The sequence below is a fragment of the Balneolales bacterium ANBcel1 genome, assembly GCA_029688905.1.
Classification (GTDB): domain Bacteria; phylum Bacteroidota; class Rhodothermia; order Balneolales; family Natronogracilivirgulaceae; genus SLLW01.
In genome coordinates, this window is sequence record JARULB010000001.1 from 212,114 (window position 1) to 231,161 (window position 19,048).

Below are 19,048 nucleotides of genomic sequence, written 5' to 3' on the forward strand. Positions count from 1 at the left end.
ATCATGAAAAATCATCCCCTCGAAATATCCCTGAAAAACGTCCTCGCGATCTTTGTTTTGATACCACTGATTGCCCTCGCTTCCGCCTGCTCATCGGCAGTCGAGGATGAACCCGACTACCTGAATCCGGATGTACCCGTTGAACAAAGAGTGGAGGATCTGCTCTCCCGAATGACCCTCGAGGAGAAAATCGGGCAGATGACCCAGATTAATATCTCGGAAATTAACACGGATGAACAGCACAAAGTGGAGCTTGATCCGGACAGAGCAAGGCATGTGGCATCCACCTATCAAATCGGTTCATTTCTCAACGGTTTCGCCTATCCGGCGGAGGACTGGCACGCTTTCATCCACGAGTTGCAGACCATCATCATCGAAGAATCCCGTCTGGGGATACCGATGATCTACGGCATCGACCACATGCACGGGGCAAGTTACCTGCTCGGTAGCACCATCTTTCCGCACAACATCAATATGGCCAACAGTTTTAATGTGGATATGGCCAGAGCCATGGGCGAAATTACAACCATTGAATCGGCACCTCTGGGCCATCACTGGAATTTCGCGCCGGTCATGGACATCGGCAGGGACCCGCGCTGGGCCCGGTTCTACGAAACGTTCGGAGAGGACCCCTACCTGGCATCCGTGCTCGGCCGCGCCTATACGGAAGGGCTGGAAGGTGAAACATCAGTTATGCCTTACAAAATGGCGGGAACGGCCAAACACTTTATCGGATACTCGACGCCCCATTCGGGCTGGGACCGGTCCCCCGCCGAAATCTCGCAGCAAGCGCTTCAGGAGATTCACCGTCCGCCGTTCCAGGCTGTCGTTGACGCGGGAATCAAAACGGTCATGATCAACAGCGGTGAAGTCAACGGTGTTCCGGTGCACGCCTCCAAGCCCCTGCTCACCGACCTGTTGCGTGGACAAATGGGCTTCGAAGGCGTTATTCTGACCGACTGGGCCGACATCATCAAACTGACCACCTACGATGTGATCGGATACCAGCAGCAGCACTATCACCATATCGCCGAGACCGAGAAGGAGGCCACCAGGATGGCCATCTCCGCCGGTATCGACATGAGCATGACTCCACAGTCGTTCGATTTTGTGTACTATATGAAAGAACTGGTTGAGGAAGGACTTCTGACCGAAAGCCGCATCGACGAGTCGGTTCGACGGATACTTCGGCTCAAGTTTGATCTGGGCCTGTTTGAACACCCCTACCCCACAACCGAGTTTATCGATTTGATCGGTGCCGAGGAGCACAAGGAAAAAGCATTGCAGGCCGCCAGGGAGTCGCTGGTTCTGCTTGAAAACCGGGATAACCTGCTTCCGCTCGATCCCGCCGAGACCGGAAACATTCTGGTAGTCGGACCTAGAGCCGATTCAAAACGGGATTTGAGTGGCGGATGGACTCTGGAGTGGCAGGGCGGTCCCGAGGAGATGTATCCGGATGATATCCACACCATCTTTTCCGGCCTTCAGGAGCAGTTCAACAGCTCTGAGGTCACGTTGATGGAGCAAATCGGCAGGCCGGGTGAATCGCAGCATGACCGGTTCCTGGCTTCCGCCGAGAGAGCGGATGTGATTGTGATGGCACTCGGCGAAGAGCCCTATACCGAGTATGTTGGTGATCTGGAAGACCTTACCCTCTACCGTGACCAGCTCGAGATGGCGGAGCTTGTGGCTGAAACCGGCACGCCTGTTGTCCTTGTGATTGTTGGCGGAAGGCCGCGTGTCCTTTCAGATACCGCACGTGACAGCGAAACGGTTATATTTGCGGGTCTGCCAGGATTCAAAGGAGGAGAAGCGTTTGCCGATGTCATTTCAGGCAACTTCAACCCAAGCGGAAGGCTTTCATTTACCTATCCGGCCGAGCCGAGTCATTTTGCCACCTATGATCACAAGCCGACCAACCGCACAACCGCCGCATGGGAGTTCGGCCACGGGTTAAGCTATTCAGAATTCTCCGTAGATAATCTGCGGATCGACTCCGACAAGATCAACGAGAACGAGACTATCACGGCAACGATTGATGTCACCAACCAGGGACCGGTTGCCGGACAAAAGAACTTACTCTGGTTTCTCAGAAATGAAGTCAGCCTGATAACGCGTCCGGTTAAACAGCTGAAACATTTCGAAAAAGTGGAATTGGAGCCCGGAGAAACCGTAACGCTCTCCTTCCGCATCTACCCCGAAAAGCATCTTTTTTATCCGGATCACACCGGAGAGATGGTTGCGGAAAGCGGATACTACACGATTATGGCGGGAGAACACTCGGATCGCTTCTATCTAACTGTCTCCGAAAACCGTCATAGAAGTCCGGCTGCGGGGCCATCTTTCAGATAATTTCTGGCAATACCGCCGCCCTTCAAGTTTTTTAGATAAAACAGCTATTGTCACGCAATTCGTTAGGCCGTTGCGTCATATGTAAAAAATAAAGAAACAAGCACATTTTCAGTAACCGTTGCAAACGACATCCGTATGTACTCTGGAAGGGCATTTTGCCCAACCGGTTCAAAACGGCAATGCAATGGCTGAACTGCAACGGTTATTGCTACACAGCGTTTGGATGAAGTCCGGGAGTTTTCACAGTCTGTACCGGTTGTACCCGCCGGCACATTTTTCTCACGGAGCCATCCATTGATCCGATTGGATCCCAATTATACATGTCCCTGTAACATAGCAAGCCTGAATCTCTTTGACCGGAGTTCAGGCTTTTTTTTTAAAAAAAGCCTGGTTCAATATATGAATATCACCGAAAAGAAAAACTCTCCCGCGGTCTGCGAACTATTCCTCCTCCCGGCCTTCTCCGGTCCAGAGCCGATAGGTCTCAAGCAATGCTTCGGTATACAGCATCTCATGAGCCTGCAGAAAGGCCATCAGCTTCTGTCTGAGGTACCGGTTTCCGGTCTCATCGCGGTCCGTCATAACCACCAGAAGGGAGACTTTCAAAAAGTCATCGGTGTTTGGAGTCTCCAGAATTTCCGCCAGGTTATGGTCCGAATAATCCTTAACCGAAGGGATGTGGTGAATTTTCAGTGAGGTAAGCGATTCACCTCCGACATCCTGAAACCTGTTTCGCGAGGTCTCCCAGATCTTCCGAAACAAGTCCGGTTTTTTTTGCACAATACAATGCAGAGCTGTCCGGTAACTGATATCCGGGTAGATGCCATGCATGGTAAGTGGAAACTCCTCATGTATGGTATCAAGGACCTGGCCGGCTTCTCCGGTCAGTCCATACCCTTTGTTGAGCCAGGCTACCAGCTGATGTTCGAGCGTTATCTCGCCGGGAGCAAAATAGTCGGGGTGCACATCCCGGCGGAACAGTTCATTGATCACAAAAAAGTGCTCAAAGGGAGTCAGATTGCCGCCGGCTCGTGAAAAGGATACCTCCAGGGTTACTTTGCTGCGGCATTTGCGGCGCACCAGAACCTGCTCCATGGCCGTAACCTGACATATGGTCTCTGCATAAATCCCCATTGCCGCCAGTACTTCCTTTTCGGATGGGATGATAACCAGCGGATCCCGTTCCGTTTCATCCCCCGGCCAGGCGGCCTTTTCCGGCTCAGGCAAATCGATTCGCCTGTTGATATAGCGGTTGAACATGAGCTCAAATTTGTCGCGCAGCTCAATCCAGGGTAGCTGAAACATCCGCTCAAGCAAATTGCGCTTGGACTCTTCTCTCAGCGAAAAAAGGCACGGATTTGCGGGTTCGACCGAGAACCGGGTGAAGCCGGCATCCAGCATCTTCTCAAGATCTTCCGGGGTGGTAACCTGACACGCCTCGGCGGCATATCCGCCATCGTATCCCTCCTGAAAAACCGACCAGGTGACCGCATCAAGCGCGTCTTCCGGGTCGAGTTCCAGCCGGGACAGCTGATGCACGCACTGCCTGGAAAAGATCAGATCGGCGGTTCCTGAAAAAGCGAGCATCTGCGCCTTTCCGGCCATACCAAGCACATCCCCAAACGCGATGCTGAGATTGCCATTTTGCCTGCCTGTGGGAGCGCAGTGTGGAAAATCCTCACGGAGCTGCCGCATAATGTTCCTGGTAAGCCTGCATTTTTTTATGATGGCATCCGGAATTCTGGCAATCTTTCGGCCGGCATAACGCTCCATCACCTTGAGACCGGCATCGCCCACGATAAAGAGGGCATTCCTGCGGTTGTAGTTGCCCGCGACAAATAGCCCTCCCCTGGCCGATTTCCTGATGGATTTTGGGTAAACCTCCCACTCACCCTGCCCGTCAGGCAGTATTACAGTCAACGGCTTGTTGGCCTTGCCCTTTGCCGCCTTCTCCAGACGGTTGAAGAGATCGCGCCGATTGCTGAATTCTGATATCGTCATAGTGTCAAATTATTGTGCAGCGGCCGGCCGGGTGCCCTTGCTTAAACGGTTTTGCGTTTGGAAGCATCTGCAACCAGTAAAAGTGCAACAAACAGCACAACGGTTGAAAACGCGGCTATCCACAGGTGCAGTACCTGAAATGCCGGTGGGATGGCAAGATAAACAAGACCTGCGCCGACAGCAATCTGAAGTACAACCGATGCGGTTGTGAGCAGTGCAAGCAGCCGAAGATACGGTTCGGCGTTAAATCTGCGAACCAGCAGCTGGAACAGGAATGCCAATATCAGGACGACCCACGAAAAGCTGCGGTGCACATCATCCACCCATCCGACCCGGTCGATCCAGCTGCCCCTTTCCAGTCCGGGATAGGCCGCTTTGACGGCCTCCAGTCCCTCTCTGACCTGTGTTCCCAATACAATCTGAATGAACATGACCAGAAGAAACAGTACCAGCACCACGGTCAGTTTTCTGCGTACCGGCGCTTCAAGTGTAAACGTAATCCTGTCGCGGACAGAGCGGTAGTAGGTCCATACCAGCACATTTAAAATCACCAGCGCGGTCACCATGTGCAAAGTAATCATGTAGCCTTCGAGTCCGCTGAGCACGACCCTGCCGCCAAGCCATCCCTGGAACAGAACCAGCACGAACGCGAGCAGTGCGCCGAGGAAAACCGGGGTACTGCGGGATAGGTACCGAAATGAAAACAGAAACGTGAGCAGTATCAGAAAACCGACCACCACCCCAACAAGGCGATTGACATACTCCATCCAGGTTTTAAACACATTGAACTCGGCCGGGTCGTAGGGAGCCGGGAGGTCGGCGGCCGAAAGCGGAGGAATCCACAGGCCGAAGCATTTGGGCCAGTCGGGACAACCCAGGCCCGCCCCCGTGGCACGCACCAGTCCACCGATAAAAATCAGCAGAAACGTTACGGCTATGGTTATCAGTGCGGTTTTTTGAAATACATTCAGCCTGCTGAACAGTGTGCTCCAGGTCATGTTATCATGTGTTTAAGTTTTTTTTTCATAATGTCACATGCAGCATCCATGGATATGATCATTCGCCTGTGTGTCCTGATTCCAGCCCGGTCATGATCATTTCATGTATTATCATGGTTAATTGAGACCAAAAAATAGCGCATTTTTTTGTATAATATGAACCAGTTTTGATTGCTGCACGTAGAACCCTGTCCATACCCTCTATAACACGTTGGCTACCATCTCCCCGCTCGATCTGCAGAACATCCGAAGCACCTTTTCCGATTATCTTACCCTTACCAAGCCCGGTATCACATTGCTGGTACTGGTGAGCATGAGTGTCGGTTTTTTTCTCGCATCGGGAAGCGAACCCTCTCTCGTGTTGTTTCTCCATGCGTTTTTCGGCACCATGCTGATAGCCGGGGGCACCGCCGCGCATAACCAGTACATCGAGCGGGACCTCGACAAACAGATGGTGCGAACGGTGAAACGCCCCCTTCCGGCCCGCAAGATCCCGCCGGGAAATGCACTCGTGTTCTCTCTATCTCTGATGGGGATAGGCTTTCTGTACCTGCTCTTGCTGGTCAATCCGCTCACCGGACTCATCTCGGCGCTCACTTCGGTACTTTACCTCGCTTTTTACACCCCCCTGAAACGGCTCAGCTTCGTAAATGTGATGGTCGGAGCCGTTCCCGGCGCCCTGCCCCCGGTCGGTGGCTGGGTGGCCGCTTCCGGAGCACTTGCCGATCCTGTCCCGTGGATTCTCTTTGCCATCGTTTTCCTGTGGCAGGTTCCCCACGTGGTCGCCATCGCCTGGCTTTGCAACGACGACTATGTGGCGGCCGGTTTCTACATGCTCCCCAAAAGCGACAGCTCCGGGTTGATTTCGGCCCTGACCATCACCCTGTGCCTGATCCTTATCCTGCCCGTGAGCTTTATGCTTTACACCTTTGACATGACCGGCATCACCTATCTTGCAGGAGCTCTCGCATCCGGACTCTTTTTCCTCTATACCGGCCTGCGCTTTCAGTGGAGCCGATCGATCGGCAACGCCCGAAAAGTGCTGTACGGGTCCCTTATTTACCTGCCGGTCGTCTGGGTGTTCATTTTTGCAGACCTGCTGATCGTCCGCTTTTTCTGAGCCTGCAGCAGGGCACCCTTCACGCACACATCCTGCCCTGCCTGCGAACTCTTCTTGTGCATCTTTCGCATGGATCCTACCAATGCATCCTGCCAGTACTTTCTTCGCACGCATCCTTCCCGTGCAACAACGGCACGCTTGCTCGTGCAACGTGGCGATTACCCTGGTGCTTTTTTCAACCTGAGACCCTCTCCGAGCGGCAGCAGCGCGCCTGCGCCATCCCGCATTCCGAAATAAAAAAGCCTCTCCCCAGCCGAACGGCCGGGTAAGAGGCTTTCTGTTGATATCCGTTTATCCGCGTACTGCGGCGGTATCGGTTTATTCGGTAAACCCGCCTTTGGTCATCTTCATCGGGTCAAGTGCCTTGTCGAGTTCCTCTTCGCTGAGGTCGGTCATCTCGAGGGCCACCTCTTTCAGCGGACGATCGTCTGCGAAGGCGGTTTTGGCGATTTTGGCGGCCAGGTCGTACCCGATAATCGGGTTGAGCGCCGTCACCAGAATCGGATTCTTTCCGATTTTATCTGCGATCGCCTCTTTCTTGACAATAATGCCGGATACCGACTGATCTGCGAAGTTGCGGGCCGCATTGGCCAGCAGCACGATGCTTTGATTCAGGTTGTATCCGACCACCGGCAGCATCACATTCAATTCGAAGTTACCCGACTGCCCGCCGATGGTGATGGTTGTGTCGTTGCCGATAACCTGTGCGCAGACCATGGCCACCGACTCTTCAATCACCGGGTTCACCTTGCCGGGCATGATGGAGGATCCGGGCTGAAGCGCCTTCAGCTGCACCTCGCCGAGGCCGCTGTTCGGGCCGGAATTCATCCACCGCAGGTCATTGGCGATCTTGATCATGCTCACGGCAATGGTCTTCAGCTGGCCGCTGGTCTCCACAGGAGCATCGATCATGGCCTGTGCCTCAAAATGGTCCACGGCCTCCACAAAAGAGGCGCCGGTGAGTTCCGAGATCTTTTCGGCGAAACGCTTGCCGAACTCCTCATGCGTATTGATGCCGGTTCCGATGGCCGTGCCTCCCTGGGGAAGCTCCGCAAGCCGCGCGAGTGCGGATTCCAGTCGCTTCACACCCAGCTCAAGCTGCCTCTCGTAACCGCCGAACTGCTGGGCGATGGTCAGAGGCATCGCGTCCATCAGGTGGGTACGACCGGTTTTAACCACATCGGCATACTCCTGTCCTTTCTCGTGAAACGCCTTGCGGAGGTAATCCAGTGCCGGAATAAGCTGATTCTGAGCGGCGAGCAGCGCAGAAACACGGATGGCGGTCGGAAACACGTCGTTGGAGCTCTGACCAAAATTGACATGGTCGTTGGGATGGATCTTCACCTCAACACCGTCCTGGGCGGCCAGCCAGTTGGCCCGGTTGGCGATAACCTCGTTGGCATTCATGTTGGTGGAGGTACCGGAACCGGTCTGGAATACATCGACGACAAAGTGCTCGTCCAGTCCACCGTCCACTACCATCTGAGAGGCCTTGACGACATATTTTGCTACATTTTCGGGAAGCAGCCCGAGGTCCTGGTTGACCAGTGCGCAGGCCTGCTTGACATAGCCGACCGCCTGGATAAAGGCGCGATCGAAGCGCATTTCACTGATGGGGAAGTTCTCTTTGGCTCGCTGTGTCTGGGCGGCGTAGAAGGCGCTTTCCGGCACCTTCACCTCGCCCATGGAATCCTTTTCAATACGGAATTTTGTCATGGTAGAAATACGTAATTGTATTGGGGTTACTAACTTTTTTTACTACGCCTGAATATGGCAAAAATTGATGAATTAATAATGAATCAGCTCATCAAGAGCCTGCCGTATATCACTGTCGTTGGGCAGGACGACATCCTCCAGCTGAGAGGCGTAGGGAATGGGTGAGAATTTGGCGGCCACCCTTCGTATAGGTGCGTCAAGCGCTTCAAACACATCCGAAGAGATGCGGGCGGCAATTTCGGCTCCCAGTCCCATGAACTCATAATCTTCGTGCAAAATAAGCACGCGTCCGGTTTTGGCAGCCGAGGCCAGTATGGTTTCGGTATCCAGCGGCTGAATGGTTCGGATATCCAGCACCTCCAGTTCGACCCCTTTGGCCGCATACTCCTTGGCGGCATTCAACGCTTTCTGCACCATGGCACCGTAGGTGACGATGGTCGCGTCGCGCCCTTCCCGCACCACCGCCGCCTTTCCGATGGGCAGCAGGTAATCGGGACCGGGCTCGGGGCGCCGGGCGAATCCCTGGCGATAGAGAGCCTTGTGCTCCAGAAACAGAATCGGATCATCGCTCCGGATCGCGGACTTCAGCAGGCCTTTGGCATCGGCGGCATTGGACGGCATTACCACCTTCAGGCCGGGGAAATGGGCAAAGGTCGATTCGATATTCTGGCTGTGGCAAAGTCCGCCGTTGATGTAGCCCCCTACCGGCACCCGGATCACCATGGGCGCGCTGAACTCGTTGTTCGAACGGTAGCGGAGTGAGTCAATCTGGTTCTTGACCATCTCCATGGCAGGCCAGATATAATCACCGAACTGGATCTCGGGCACGGGCTTCATCCCACGGATAGCAAGGCCACAGGCGGTTCCCAGGATAGAGGCCTCGGAAAGCGGACTGTTATAGCATCGCTCCTGACCAAACTTTTCGGTAAGCCCCCGGGTCGCGGTAAACACCCCGCCTTTGTTTCCGGCGACATCCTGCCCAAATACCAGCACCTTGTCGTTGCGCTCCATCTCCTCGCTAAGCGCATGGTTGATGGCATCCACCATCACCGTGAGTTCCCCGTCCGGCTTGCCATTTTCATAATTCAGCTCGGCGGGCTTATCGGAGACCACATGCAGCAACGCTTCCTCCGGTTTGGGGGAATCCTGCCTGTTGCACCATTCCGTGTCCTTTTCAACATGGTTGAAGACATCTTCTTTCAGTGATTCCAGCTCTTCCTCTTCTGCTATTCCGGCTTCAAGCAGACGCTGTTTGAGCTTGAGCAAGGGGTCATGCATCCATTCCCGCTCCATTTCTCCGCTGTCACGATATTTTGTCGGGTCATCAGACGAGGAGTGCGGAACCAGCCGAACCACATGCGCATGAACCAGTACAGGCCCCTCTCCGCTGCGTGCCCTATCAACCGCCTTCTTCATTGCGGCGAGTGAATTAAAATAGTCGGTTCCATCGGCCTCATAGATGGCCAGGTTTTCAAACCCCCTGACGGTTTTTGATATACTCTGGTTGCTGGTTTGTTCGGCCAAAGGCACACTGATGGCGTATTTGTTGTCCTGCACCACCAGGACCACCGGGGCCTTGCACAGGGAAGCCCAGTTCAGCAGTTCGTAAAACACTCCCTGCGAGGTTCCGCCTTCGCCGGTAGAGATATACACGACATCATCCTTGCCCTCCTTTACGGCCGCTTGCGCCACGCCGAGGCCGGGAAGGAACTGGGCGCCGATAGAGCTGGAAACGGAGACAATGTGGTGCTTTCTGCTGTTAAAATGGGACGGCATCTGCCGCCCGCCCGAGGGGTCGGTCACCTTGCTGAGGTGGGCCGAGAGGATATCACGTGACGTCAGGCCGAATCCGACCGAAAAAGCCAGGTCGCGGTAATAGGGCATCGCCCAGTCCTGCTTCTTTCTCAGCGCGTGCGCGGAAGCCAGCTGAATCGCCTCGTGTCCGGAGCATCCGACATGAAAATGGCCCCTTCCCTGCTTAAGCAGGATCAGCATCTTTTCGTCGAGCCTTCTGACCAGAAGCATCTCCCTGTAAACAGCCAGCAGCTCCTCTTTCGACAGTGATGAAATCGGTGTTGAGCGAACCTTGAACTCGGAATCCTGCTCTACCAGGGAAGATAGCTTTGAGGGGGTTTTAACAGTCATAATGCTCTGATTTATCGGTGTGACGCCGTTCCTCCGTCATTCCATCGAACGTCTAAATAAGGCAAAACAGCACTCTTTTACAAGTGACACGGTGGTATTTCTGCGAGTCTCCGGCTCTGCCTGCGGTATCGGCACGCAGAGAATCCTGCAGAGGCACTCCACTACACGAACGGAAATATAGGGCATTTTTTTGAAATCAACGCAAGAATCAGCCAAGCGGCTGGCTGTACATGCGATAGGCCTTTTCGCGAACCGCGCCGACCTTTTCTACGACTCGCAGGATGCCGGTGTTGTTCTCGAGCAGCCACCCCACTTCGGACGACCGTATCCCCCGGCGGAGTCCGTTAATTATGGATTCGCGAATTAAGACGGCATCAATCCCGCGTCCCTGGAACTCGGGGGCGACGCCGGTCAGCGCCGTGCGTATGGCATTGATTTTTCTACGCTTCCAGAGAAGCTTGAATATACCGGTTGGAAACAGGGTTCCGTCCATATCCTTGAACACCTGGTTGTAATCGGGCAGGGCGATTGAAAAACCTGCCGGTTTGCCGCCTACCTCGGCCACATGGGCTAAATCGGTATCGACGATCATGCGCAGGCCTTTGGCCATATGCTCGATCACTTCGCGGTTGATCTCATAGAACCCCCAGTTATCCTTCCAGGTCTCATTGAAAAGCCGGTGGATGATATCCACTTCGCTTTTGAACTTTCGCAGATTTACAGGGCGGATGGTCAGATCGGGTGTCCGTTTTCTGACGATGTCTACGGCCCGGTTCATGCGATTAAGAGCCAGGTTTTCGTCGGTCACCCTGTAGGCCAGCAGGTCCATCTCCTTGACGAGGCCCGCTTTGCGGATCATCGGGTCGTACCACGGTTTGGAGTGCGGCATCATGATGGAGGGGCGATGATCAAAACCTTCGATCTGGATCCCGATTTCATCCAGCAAACCCGGGCTCATGGGTCCGAGCAGCCGGGTGCATCCGCGGTCACGGAGCCAGTCGCGCACCACGCGAAACAGCAGGTCAACCACCATCTGGTTGTCCACCGATTCAAAAAAACCGAAAAAGCCGGCTGTATCGTTATTGTGCCGGTTATAGGCATGGTTGTGGATGGCGGCGATGCGGCCGGCGACCTCCCCATTGCGGTAGGCCAGGAACAACGCTATCTCTGCATCGTTATAAAACGGATTTTTGCGTGTATCGATGAGCTCCTTTTGCAGCATCCTGAGCGGGGGCACCCAGTTCGGATCATCTGCGTAATGCCGGTAGGGAAGTTCCAGAAACTGTCTGCGCTCATCATCGGTGGTCACCAGGGTAACGCCCAGAAGGTCTTTACCACGAACCTGTTCACTGCCCGCCACCTTTTCCACCGGCTAAACCTCGATCAGGGAATGGCCGTTGGTGTCGATAATGCCGCGTTTTATCCCCACCTTTCTGAAGGCGGCCAGGATGGCGTCCAGCTGTTCATCGGTGTGTGTGGCCATGTAGCTGGTGCGTATCAGGGATTGTCCTTTCGGGACGGCCGGCGGCACCACCGCATTGGCATAAACCCCTGTTTCAAACAAATCTCTCCAGAAGCCGAGACAGTCCATGATCTCGCCGATGACTACCGGGATAATCGGTGACTGGCTTGTCCAGATGTTGAAGCCCAGCTCTTTGAGCCCCCTGCGCATGTAATTGGAGATCTCCTCGAGGCGCTGCAGCCGCCACTGCTCCTCCTGAAGCACTTCCAGCGCCTTGAGTACGGTGGCCACGTTGGCGGGCGGCATGGATGCGCTGAAGATGTGGGCCGGGGAGTGATGTCGGATATATTCGATGACAGCGCGATCACCCACCAGAAACCCGCCGAGGGAGGCGAATGACTTGGAAAACGTGCCGCTGATCAGGTCTACATCATCCAGAAGCCCGAACGAGGAAGCCGATCCCCTTCCGCCCTCGCCGAGCACGCCGATCGCGTGGGCGTCATCCAGATAAATACGGGCGTTAAATTCCTTGCCGAGTGCCACCAGTTCAGGCACCTTTGCCAGCGTCCCGGACATGGAGAAAACGCCGTCACTTACGATTATTTTTCCGGTGGATTCGTCCTCGCGCTCCAGAAGCTTTCGAAGATGACCCATATCATTGTGATGATAACGGACGGTACGGGCGTTGGAGATGATGGTTCCGATGACGATACACGCGTGGTTGTCCTTGTCGGAGAAGATCACGTCGTTACGACCGGCGATGGTCTGGATGGATCCCTCGTTGGTCTGATAGCCGGTGCTGAAAAGGACACAGTTTTCCTTATTCATAAATGCGGCGAGCTTGTCCTCAAGCTCAAGGTGCAGATCAAGCGTACCATTCAGATACCGCGAACCCGTACAGCCGGTGCCATACTTTGAGATAGCCCCCTGTGCCGCTTCCATCAGCCGCCGGTCGTTGGTAAGTCCCAGGTAGTTGTTGGAGCCGGCCATAATAACCTCATGCCCCTCGATAACAACCACATTTCCGTCGGTGTCGGTAAGCGGTTTGAAATAGGGATACAGGCCCTGGGCCTTGACCTCATCAGCAGCAGTAAACTGATGGACTTTGTCAAAGATGTCGGCTTTTTGAATACTTTGGTCGCTGTTCGCCATTTAGCAAGGTGTCCTTTGGGCTCAATAAAACTTTAAAAATAATCAAAAAAACAGTTCACCTGCAATTAAAACTCATTTCTTACCCGGAGAGTCGTCAACAGGCCCCGTTTCATTAATTTGCCGGAATGAGTGGTTCACAGAATTGATAGCTGGTTCACGGAATCCGGGTTCCATAGCCATTATCGGTGGAATTTACCTTCCGGCTTAAAATGACCTTCCCGCTCCTCCAGAGTACAATAACACAAAAAATGTGGTTAAACAACAGGTAAAGCTCAGAAGATTTCCCCTTCCCGGCAGAAGACTAAATCACCTCGTTATAACAGGCGACAAGAGAGTCCATGATCCGTTCCCAGTCGTATTGTAACGATTTTTTCCGGGAAGCTACCGCCATATGATTTCGAATATCCTCATTTTCCGAAATATGAAGGATATGTTCGAGGAAAGCTTTCTTGTCCATCGACCCCGCCCGAAATCCATTTTCATTGTTTTCTACCAGCGACCTGCTTCCAGAGGCTTCCGCCACTACCGCAGGCAGACCTGAAGCCATCGCTTCAAGGGTCACATTCCCAAAGGACTCGGTATCGGAGGGGAAGAAAAACAGATCGCTGCAGGCGTAGGACCTTGCAAGTTCCTCGCCTTCCAGATGGCCGGTAAAAACCGTATCGGGCAGTATTTCCGACAACTCCTGACGGGCAGGACCATCCCCCACTATCATGGTGCGGATCGCAGGGTTTCGCCTGCGCAGCTCCTGAAATATTTCCGCGACCACCATCAGGTTTTTCTCCCAGACCAGCCGTGAAACAAATGTCACCACAAAATGCCCCTCCTTAAACCCTTTTTCTGCCCGCCAAGCTTCGTTTTTCTTGTCCGGATTGAACAACTCCGTATCCACCCCCCTGCTCCAAAGCTTCAGCTCGGTTTCCACACCCAGCTTCTTGAGATCTTCCAGCATGGAGGGAGAAGGGATGTACAGATGCTCGCAATGCCTGTAGAACCAGAGGAGATAAGTCGTAAGCAGGGGCGCGATGAACCCCATCCGGTAATACTTCAGATAGCTTGAGAAATGGGTATGATAGGATGCTACCGCCGGTATGCCGTTCTTCATCGCGAACCGCAATGCCATGAAACCGAGAATATCGGGGGTTGCGATGTGAATCAGGTCGGGTTTGAACTCCCGGAGCAGCTCCTTTTCGGTCTCCGGCAAACCCATGCTGATCCGGTACTCCGGGCGGCCGGGCGCCGGTACCGCGTAGACCGGGATGTAGGTGCCGTTATGCTCGATAACCGGGTCGGGTGACCATGGCCCGAATACGCGTACCTCGAATTCCTTTGCCTCCAGATGGCCTACAAGTCTGTTCAGAGTATTTGAGACCCCATCGCGAATGTGGTTGTAATTCCCGGTAAAAATAGCGATACGTCGCTTACGCATGGTCGGTTGTTCTCGGTATTATCGGCATTATATCGCTTTATTCCCTTGCGGGATCGCGATATATTCCAGCTGTATCTTAACGTCTGTTTTCGCACATTCCCATCCGGTTATGTGCAACGATGAGATCATCATCCAAAATAATTGGAAAAACATACCCCAAGTATACAAATTTTTCATGAAAGCATTTGTTACCGGTGGAACCGGATTTATCGGAAGTCATCTTGTCGACGAACTCCTGAAAAAACCGAATGACCAGATCCGTTGCCTGGTGCGGTCAAAGGACAAATGGCTGCACGACAAGGATATCATCCGAATAAAAGGGAATCTGCAGGATCTTGACGCCCTCGAGGAAGGCATTGCAGGCGCGGATGTCGTTTATCATATAGCCGGACTGGTGATGGCATCCAGCCAGGATCAGTTCGACAAGGCCAATGTGGAGGCGACCGAAAATGTACTCCGGCTTGCCATGAAGCACAGGGTTCCCAAAATGGTTGTGCTGTCCTCGCTGGCGGCAGCCGGACCCAGTTTTAAACGCCCGGTCAACGAAGAGGATGAGATGATGCCCGTGACCCGCTACGGCGAATCCAAAAAACGGATGGAGGAGATGATCCGGAATGTTGCCGACGAACGCATTTCCGTGACCATCATTCGCCCACCGGCCGTATATGGCCCCCGGGAAGACCAGATTTTCAGCGTCTTTCAAATGGCCTCCTGGCGCCTCTTTCCGATTATCGGTGACGGACAAAGCGCCCGCATCTCCCTGATTCATGTCGATGACCTGGTCGCCGGCATTCTGCTGGCCGCCGATGAAAAAGAGGCGGGGACCGAGACCTACTTTATCTCCAGCGAAACGGACTACACCTGGGATGAAATCCGTCATGCCACCCAGGCCGCCTTCGGCCACAAACTTTTCACCCTGAACATCAAACCGCGAATTGTCGAACATATCGGTGCCGCAGCAGAATTTGCCGCATCATTAATCGGCCGCTACCCCGTTATTAACCGCGACAAGGCGAAGGAACTGGGCATGCAGTGGACCTGCTCGGTCGGGAAGGCTTCCGGCCGGCTCGGCTTCCGGCAGAAAGTCTCGCTGAGCGACGGCATCGCAGACACCATCGCCTGGTACAAACGTCACCACTGGCTCTGAACCGACTCGACCCCATCACCATGCATTTCCAGCTACCACGCATCTTTTTCTTTTTTGCTCTCACGCTTTTGGCGGCCGCACCCGTATGGGCCGACAATGGCGCGCCTCGGCTCATCAAAAGTCCGGATTCCATGATGGAAATCCCCGGAATCCGGTATGTTACCGCCAGCGAATCCCACATGTATGTGCTGTCCGACCGGGAAGGACTGGTGGTCTTTCGCACGTCGGCCGACTCGCTCCAGTGGCTCTACTCCTCCTCGGGGCTTTCCGGACGCGGCGACCGCATGGTGGCCGACATCCGGTTCTCCTACCTGTTTGGAACCGACGGCAGGCTTACGGTAATCGAGCCCACCTCGGTGCTCGGCGTTTATTCATCCACCCGCCTCTCTTTCGATCCGAACGATCTGGTGCGCCTCGGCGACGACCTGTTCCTGGCCGACAGCAGCCTGGGCATCCAGAAGCTCTCCCTGGCCACTTCCGAATCGGTCGACAGAGAACCCGAATCCGCCCATGAGCACAACCGGCCGGTAGTTTCGCTGGCCCGCATATCCAACCGGCTTCTGGCCCTCGACAGCGATAACCGACTTCTGGTGTTTGAGAACCGGGACGGCACACTCGCACTGTCCGATGAGTTCGAACTGTCCGGCAGCGGGGGCAGGCTGCACACCATCGGCAGCCGCCTGTACCTGACCACCGAAGGCGGAGCCGTCTACCGGGTGCGCCTGGACGGTCGCGCCGACCTGCTGTTTGAAACCGGGGAACCGATCACCCACCTCAAACTCTGGAACGGCAACTACCTGATCCGCGGTGAAAGCAGCCGTATCCGGATCGCCCGCCAGGGACTGCGCCCGACTCTGTTTCGCGACGACCCCTCCGCAGGCAACCACATCGCCACCTTCAAGCAGCAACTCTGGATCAGCGAATACCGGGAACTCAGCCGCTGGCTGGATTCGGGCGATTTCGCCGAGCTCGACACCGCCGGAACCGGAGCACCGGATGGGCAGCCGTCCGGCTCGGCAACAGCCGGAGAGCCGCCGCGCCTGGCGGAAATCGGCGACCTTGTCATCCCTTACCCCCGCCCTCTTCTGATGACCCTCGAGCTCGAAAGTGATCACTCCCCCGAAGAGGTCCGTTTCCAGCAGCGCTCCAACATCGACCGCATCCGGATTCGCGGCAACGGACTCTACTGGCAGCCCTCGTCATCGGATGTCGGCACGCACATCATATCACTGATCGCAAGCACGCAGGACGGCCTTACCGACAGTACGTCGTTTCAGGTGACCATCCGGCCGTTTAACAGTCCGCCGAGATTCTCACCGCTCCGAACCCTGTCCATCGCGGTGGATGAGGAGTTCACTATCCCCATAAGGGCCAGCGACCCCGACGGCAGCGACCCCGACCTGATCCGCTACATCGGCGTGGACCTTCCCGATGGTGCCTCGCTGGATGAGCGCAGCGGCGATTTCACCTGGACACCCACGCGCCGCCAGACCGGCGAGCACGAGTTTCAGGTCATCGCCACCGACCAGTACGGCGCGGCGTCATCAACCGACGTCCGGATCACTGTTGTGGATCTGGCCCGCGGTGAATCATGACGGTTTCAAGCGACATCAGTGCTCTGATTTCGTGGTATCACACTAACAGGCGCGACCTTCCCTGGAGAGCGTCCGGCGACCCTTACCGGATCTGGCTTTCCGAGGTGATGCTGCAGCAGACCCGTGTCGACCAGGCCCTGCCCTACTACCGGCGGTTTACCAGGCGTTTTCCCGATGTTACCGCGCTGGCGGATGCCGATATTGACGAAGTCCTGCGCCTCTGGGAAGGGCTCGGCTACTACTCCAGGGCGCGCAACCTGCACCGGGCGGCCCGGCAGATCGTCGAGCGCCACAACGGCCGTTTTCCGGACACGTACAAGGATGCCCTGGCCCTGAGCGGCATCGGGCCCTATACCGCCTCGGCCGTGCTGAGCATCGCTTTCGGCAAGCCGCATGCCGTCGTCGACGGCAACGTGATCCGTGTCGTGAGCCGGCTGTTCGCGATCGGCGGGGATGTCCGCGGCACCGGGGTTCAGAAAGAGATTCAGCGCCGTGCGGATGGCCTCATGGACCGCGAGCGGCCCGGCGATTTCAACCAGGCAATGATGGAGTTGGGAGCCACGGTCTGCACTCCCGCCGCGCCCGACTGCGGTTCGTGCCCCCTGCAGCTCTCCTGCAAGGCGTTTCAGCTTGGGCGAACGGGCGATTTCCCGTGGAAGTCGCCGGCCAAAAAGCGGCCGCATTATCAAATTGCCGTGGGTGTGGTCAGCGACGGCTCGGGTCGCCTGCTGATTGCCCGACGTCCGGAGAAGGCCATGCTTGGCGGACTCTGGGAGTTTCCCGGGGGCAAGCAGGAGCCGGGGGAGACACTCCCCGAAACCGTCCGGCGCGAGCTGCGCGAAGAGCTGGGGATCGACGTTGCCGTAGAGCCCGAGCCATTTGAGGTGATCCGGCATGCCTACAGCCATTTCGCCATCACCCTGCACGCGTTTTTCGCAAACCTCCGGGAGGAATCCGACCCGCCGGAATCGAAGAGCGGCGAACCGGTGCTCTGGGTCGACCGTACCCGCCTCACCGAGTACGCTTTCCCGAAAGCTAACCGGAAAATCACCGAAGCACTTGAAACCTACCGGGCATGACACCACCGGCACCCCTTCCCCCGCTCAATCCTGCTCCGGAAGACGCAGCCATGCGGCTAAAGGCGTTTCTGGATCCGGTAGTGGAACAGGTGGAAGTCCCGGAATACATCGCCGCCGATCCCGTAGCATTCATGCACCGATATGATGACGCGGAGAACCGGAATCTCGCCGGCTTTCTGTCGGCCCTGCTCGCCTGGGGAAGGCGTGATATCGTGATCGCGAAGATCGCCGATCTGCTGGCGCGTTTCGGCAGCAGCCCGTCCGATTTCATCGGGAATCTCTCCCCGGCCGATGAGGTCCGGCTCGAGGGGTTCAAACACCGCACCTTCACCGCCGAAGATATCCGCTGGATCGTTCGCGGCCTCTCCCTGATTTTGCGGGAGCACGGCTCCTTCGAATCCTTCTGGCGCCGGTGCTACCGGGATTCCGGTCCCGGCCGGCCCCTGCTCTCCCTGTTCCATGAACGTTTTTTCGGGATGATTCCGGACGCCCCGGTCCGCGTTCGCAAGCACATCTCCTCACCGGATAAAAACAGCTCCTGCAAACGGTTGTGGCTCTTTTTGCGGTGGACCGTCCGCCAGGGCAGTTGTGTTGATCCCGGTACCATGCCGTTCATGCCGCCCTCGGAGCTGATGGTTCCGCTGGATGTCCATGTAGCCCGCTACTCGCGCATGTTCGGACTCCTGACCCGCCGCGCCAACGACGGCAAGGCGGTGGCGGAAATTACCGGCCATCTCCGCAGAATGGATCCGGACGATCCTGCCAGGTACGATTACGCGCTATTCGGACTCGGTGTGAACGCCATTCCCATCCCGCAGGAGTTTGTGGTCAACACACCGGTGTAGCCGCCGG

The 19,048-nt window shown here is 55.6% G+C and carries 13 protein-coding genes; 6 read left to right on the top strand and 7 right to left on the bottom strand.

From position 1 onward, the window contains the following. The first annotated feature begins 3 nt into the window (after positions 1-3). Positions 4-2,352, top strand: a complete 2,349-nt coding sequence (locus QA596_00860; protein ID MDG5765995.1) for a glycoside hydrolase family 3 N-terminal domain-containing protein — start codon at positions 4-6, stop codon at positions 2,350-2,352. 441 nt (positions 2,353-2,793) lie between these two features. Here QA596_00860 and QA596_00865 read toward each other — a convergent pair whose 3' ends face one another. Together QA596_00865 and QA596_00870 are read right to left on the bottom strand one after the other, a co-directional pair. Beyond that, the gene (locus QA596_00865; protein ID MDG5765996.1) at positions 2,794-4,353 is read right to left on the bottom strand and encodes a tagaturonate epimerase family protein; all 1,560 of its coding nucleotides are present in this window, start codon (positions 4,351-4,353) and stop codon (positions 2,794-2,796) included. Between the two features lie 41 nt (positions 4,354-4,394). Further along, positions 4,395-5,351: a COX15/CtaA family protein gene (locus tag QA596_00870; GenBank protein MDG5765997.1), complete on the bottom strand. Its 957-nt coding sequence runs from the start codon at positions 5,349-5,351 to the stop codon at positions 4,395-4,397. A 211-nt stretch (positions 5,352-5,562) separates the two neighbouring features. On the opposite strand from QA596_00870, the gene cyoE reads away from it, so the two are divergent. Then, the gene (cyoE, locus tag QA596_00875) at positions 5,563-6,471 is read left to right on the top strand and encodes a heme o synthase (GenBank protein ID MDG5765998.1); all 909 of its coding nucleotides are present in this window, start codon (positions 5,563-5,565) and stop codon (positions 6,469-6,471) included. Positions 6,472-6,789: 318 nt separating this feature from the next. On the opposite strand, the gene QA596_00880 is transcribed toward cyoE, so the two are convergent. From QA596_00880 to QA596_00900, 5 genes are all read right to left on the bottom strand, one after another. Then, positions 6,790-8,187, bottom strand: coding sequence for a class II fumarate hydratase (locus QA596_00880; protein ID MDG5765999.1), 1,398 nt, complete (start codon positions 8,185-8,187; stop codon positions 6,790-6,792). A gap of 72 nt (positions 8,188-8,259) precedes the next feature. After that, a complete protein-coding gene (locus QA596_00885) occupies positions 8,260-10,332 on the bottom strand; it encodes a dehydrogenase E1 component subunit alpha/beta (protein ID MDG5766000.1) in 2,073 nt (690 codons plus the stop codon). 208 nt (positions 10,333-10,540) lie between these two features. Continuing rightward, positions 10,541-11,701, bottom strand: coding sequence for a hypothetical protein (locus QA596_00890; protein MDG5766001.1), 1,161 nt, complete (start codon positions 11,699-11,701; stop codon positions 10,541-10,543). A gap of 3 nt (positions 11,702-11,704) precedes the next feature. Then, the gene (locus QA596_00895) at positions 11,705-12,946 is read right to left on the bottom strand and encodes a pyridoxal phosphate-dependent aminotransferase family protein (protein ID MDG5766002.1); all 1,242 of its coding nucleotides are present in this window, start codon (positions 12,944-12,946) and stop codon (positions 11,705-11,707) included. Between the two features lie 301 nt (positions 12,947-13,247). Next, positions 13,248-14,375: a glycosyltransferase family 1 protein gene (locus QA596_00900; protein MDG5766003.1), complete on the bottom strand. Its 1,128-nt coding sequence runs from the start codon at positions 14,373-14,375 to the stop codon at positions 13,248-13,250. A 175-nt stretch (positions 14,376-14,550) separates the two neighbouring features. Here QA596_00900 and QA596_00905 point away from each other — a divergent pair, with 175 nt between their 5' ends. The 4 genes from QA596_00905 to QA596_00920 all read left to right on the top strand — a co-directional run bounded on the left by QA596_00905 (position 14,551) and on the right by QA596_00920 (position 19,041). After that, positions 14,551-15,522: an NAD-dependent epimerase/dehydratase family protein gene (locus tag QA596_00905; protein MDG5766004.1), complete on the top strand. Its 972-nt coding sequence runs from the start codon at positions 14,551-14,553 to the stop codon at positions 15,520-15,522. 131 nt (positions 15,523-15,653) lie between these two features. Next, positions 15,654-17,117: a putative Ig domain-containing protein gene (locus QA596_00910; GenBank protein ID MDG5766005.1), complete on the top strand. Its 1,464-nt coding sequence runs from the start codon at positions 15,654-15,656 to the stop codon at positions 17,115-17,117. Further along, the gene (gene mutY / locus QA596_00915; protein MDG5766006.1) at positions 17,114-18,196 is read left to right on the top strand and encodes an A/G-specific adenine glycosylase; all 1,083 of its coding nucleotides are present in this window, start codon (positions 17,114-17,116) and stop codon (positions 18,194-18,196) included. Before QA596_00910 ends, mutY begins: the two co-directional genes overlap by 4 nt. Continuing rightward, a complete protein-coding gene (locus QA596_00920; protein MDG5766007.1) occupies positions 18,193-19,041 on the top strand; it encodes a TIGR02757 family protein in 849 nt (282 codons plus the stop codon). The genes mutY and QA596_00920 overlap by 4 nt, the downstream gene beginning before the upstream one ends. The last annotated feature ends 7 nt before the right edge of the window (positions 19,042-19,048 follow it).

What these genes read in the sequence shown, in the direction of transcription:
- QA596_00860 (MDG5765995.1), top strand. Translation starts at nt 4, where the DNA reads ATGAAAAATCATCCCCTCGAAATATCCCTGAAAAACGTCCTCGCGATC.
- QA596_00865 (MDG5765996.1), bottom strand. Translation starts at nt 4,353, where the DNA reads ATGACGATATCAGAATTCAGCAATCGGCGCGATCTCTTCAACCGTCTG.
- QA596_00870 (MDG5765997.1), bottom strand. Translation starts at nt 5,351, where the DNA reads ATGACCTGGAGCACACTGTTCAGCAGGCTGAATGTATTTCAAAAAACC.
- QA596_00880 (MDG5765999.1), bottom strand. Translation starts at nt 8,187, where the DNA reads ATGACAAAATTCCGTATTGAAAAGGATTCCATGGGCGAGGTGAAGGTG.
- QA596_00885 (MDG5766000.1), bottom strand. Translation starts at nt 10,332, where the DNA reads ATGACTGTTAAAACCCCCTCAAAGCTATCTTCCCTGGTAGAGCAGGAT.
- QA596_00895 (MDG5766002.1), bottom strand. Translation starts at nt 12,946, where the DNA reads ATGGCGAACAGCGACCAAAGTATTCAAAAAGCCGACATCTTTGACAAA.
- QA596_00900 (MDG5766003.1), bottom strand. Translation starts at nt 14,375, where the DNA reads ATGCGTAAGCGACGTATCGCTATTTTTACCGGGAATTACAACCACATT.
- QA596_00905 (MDG5766004.1), top strand. Translation starts at nt 14,551, where the DNA reads ATGAAAGCATTTGTTACCGGTGGAACCGGATTTATCGGAAGTCATCTT.
- QA596_00910 (MDG5766005.1), top strand. Translation starts at nt 15,654, where the DNA reads ATGATGGAAATCCCCGGAATCCGGTATGTTACCGCCAGCGAATCCCAC.
- mutY (MDG5766006.1), top strand. Translation starts at nt 17,114, where the DNA reads ATGACGGTTTCAAGCGACATCAGTGCTCTGATTTCGTGGTATCACACT.
- QA596_00920 (MDG5766007.1), top strand. Translation starts at nt 18,193, where the DNA reads ATGACACCACCGGCACCCCTTCCCCCGCTCAATCCTGCTCCGGAAGAC.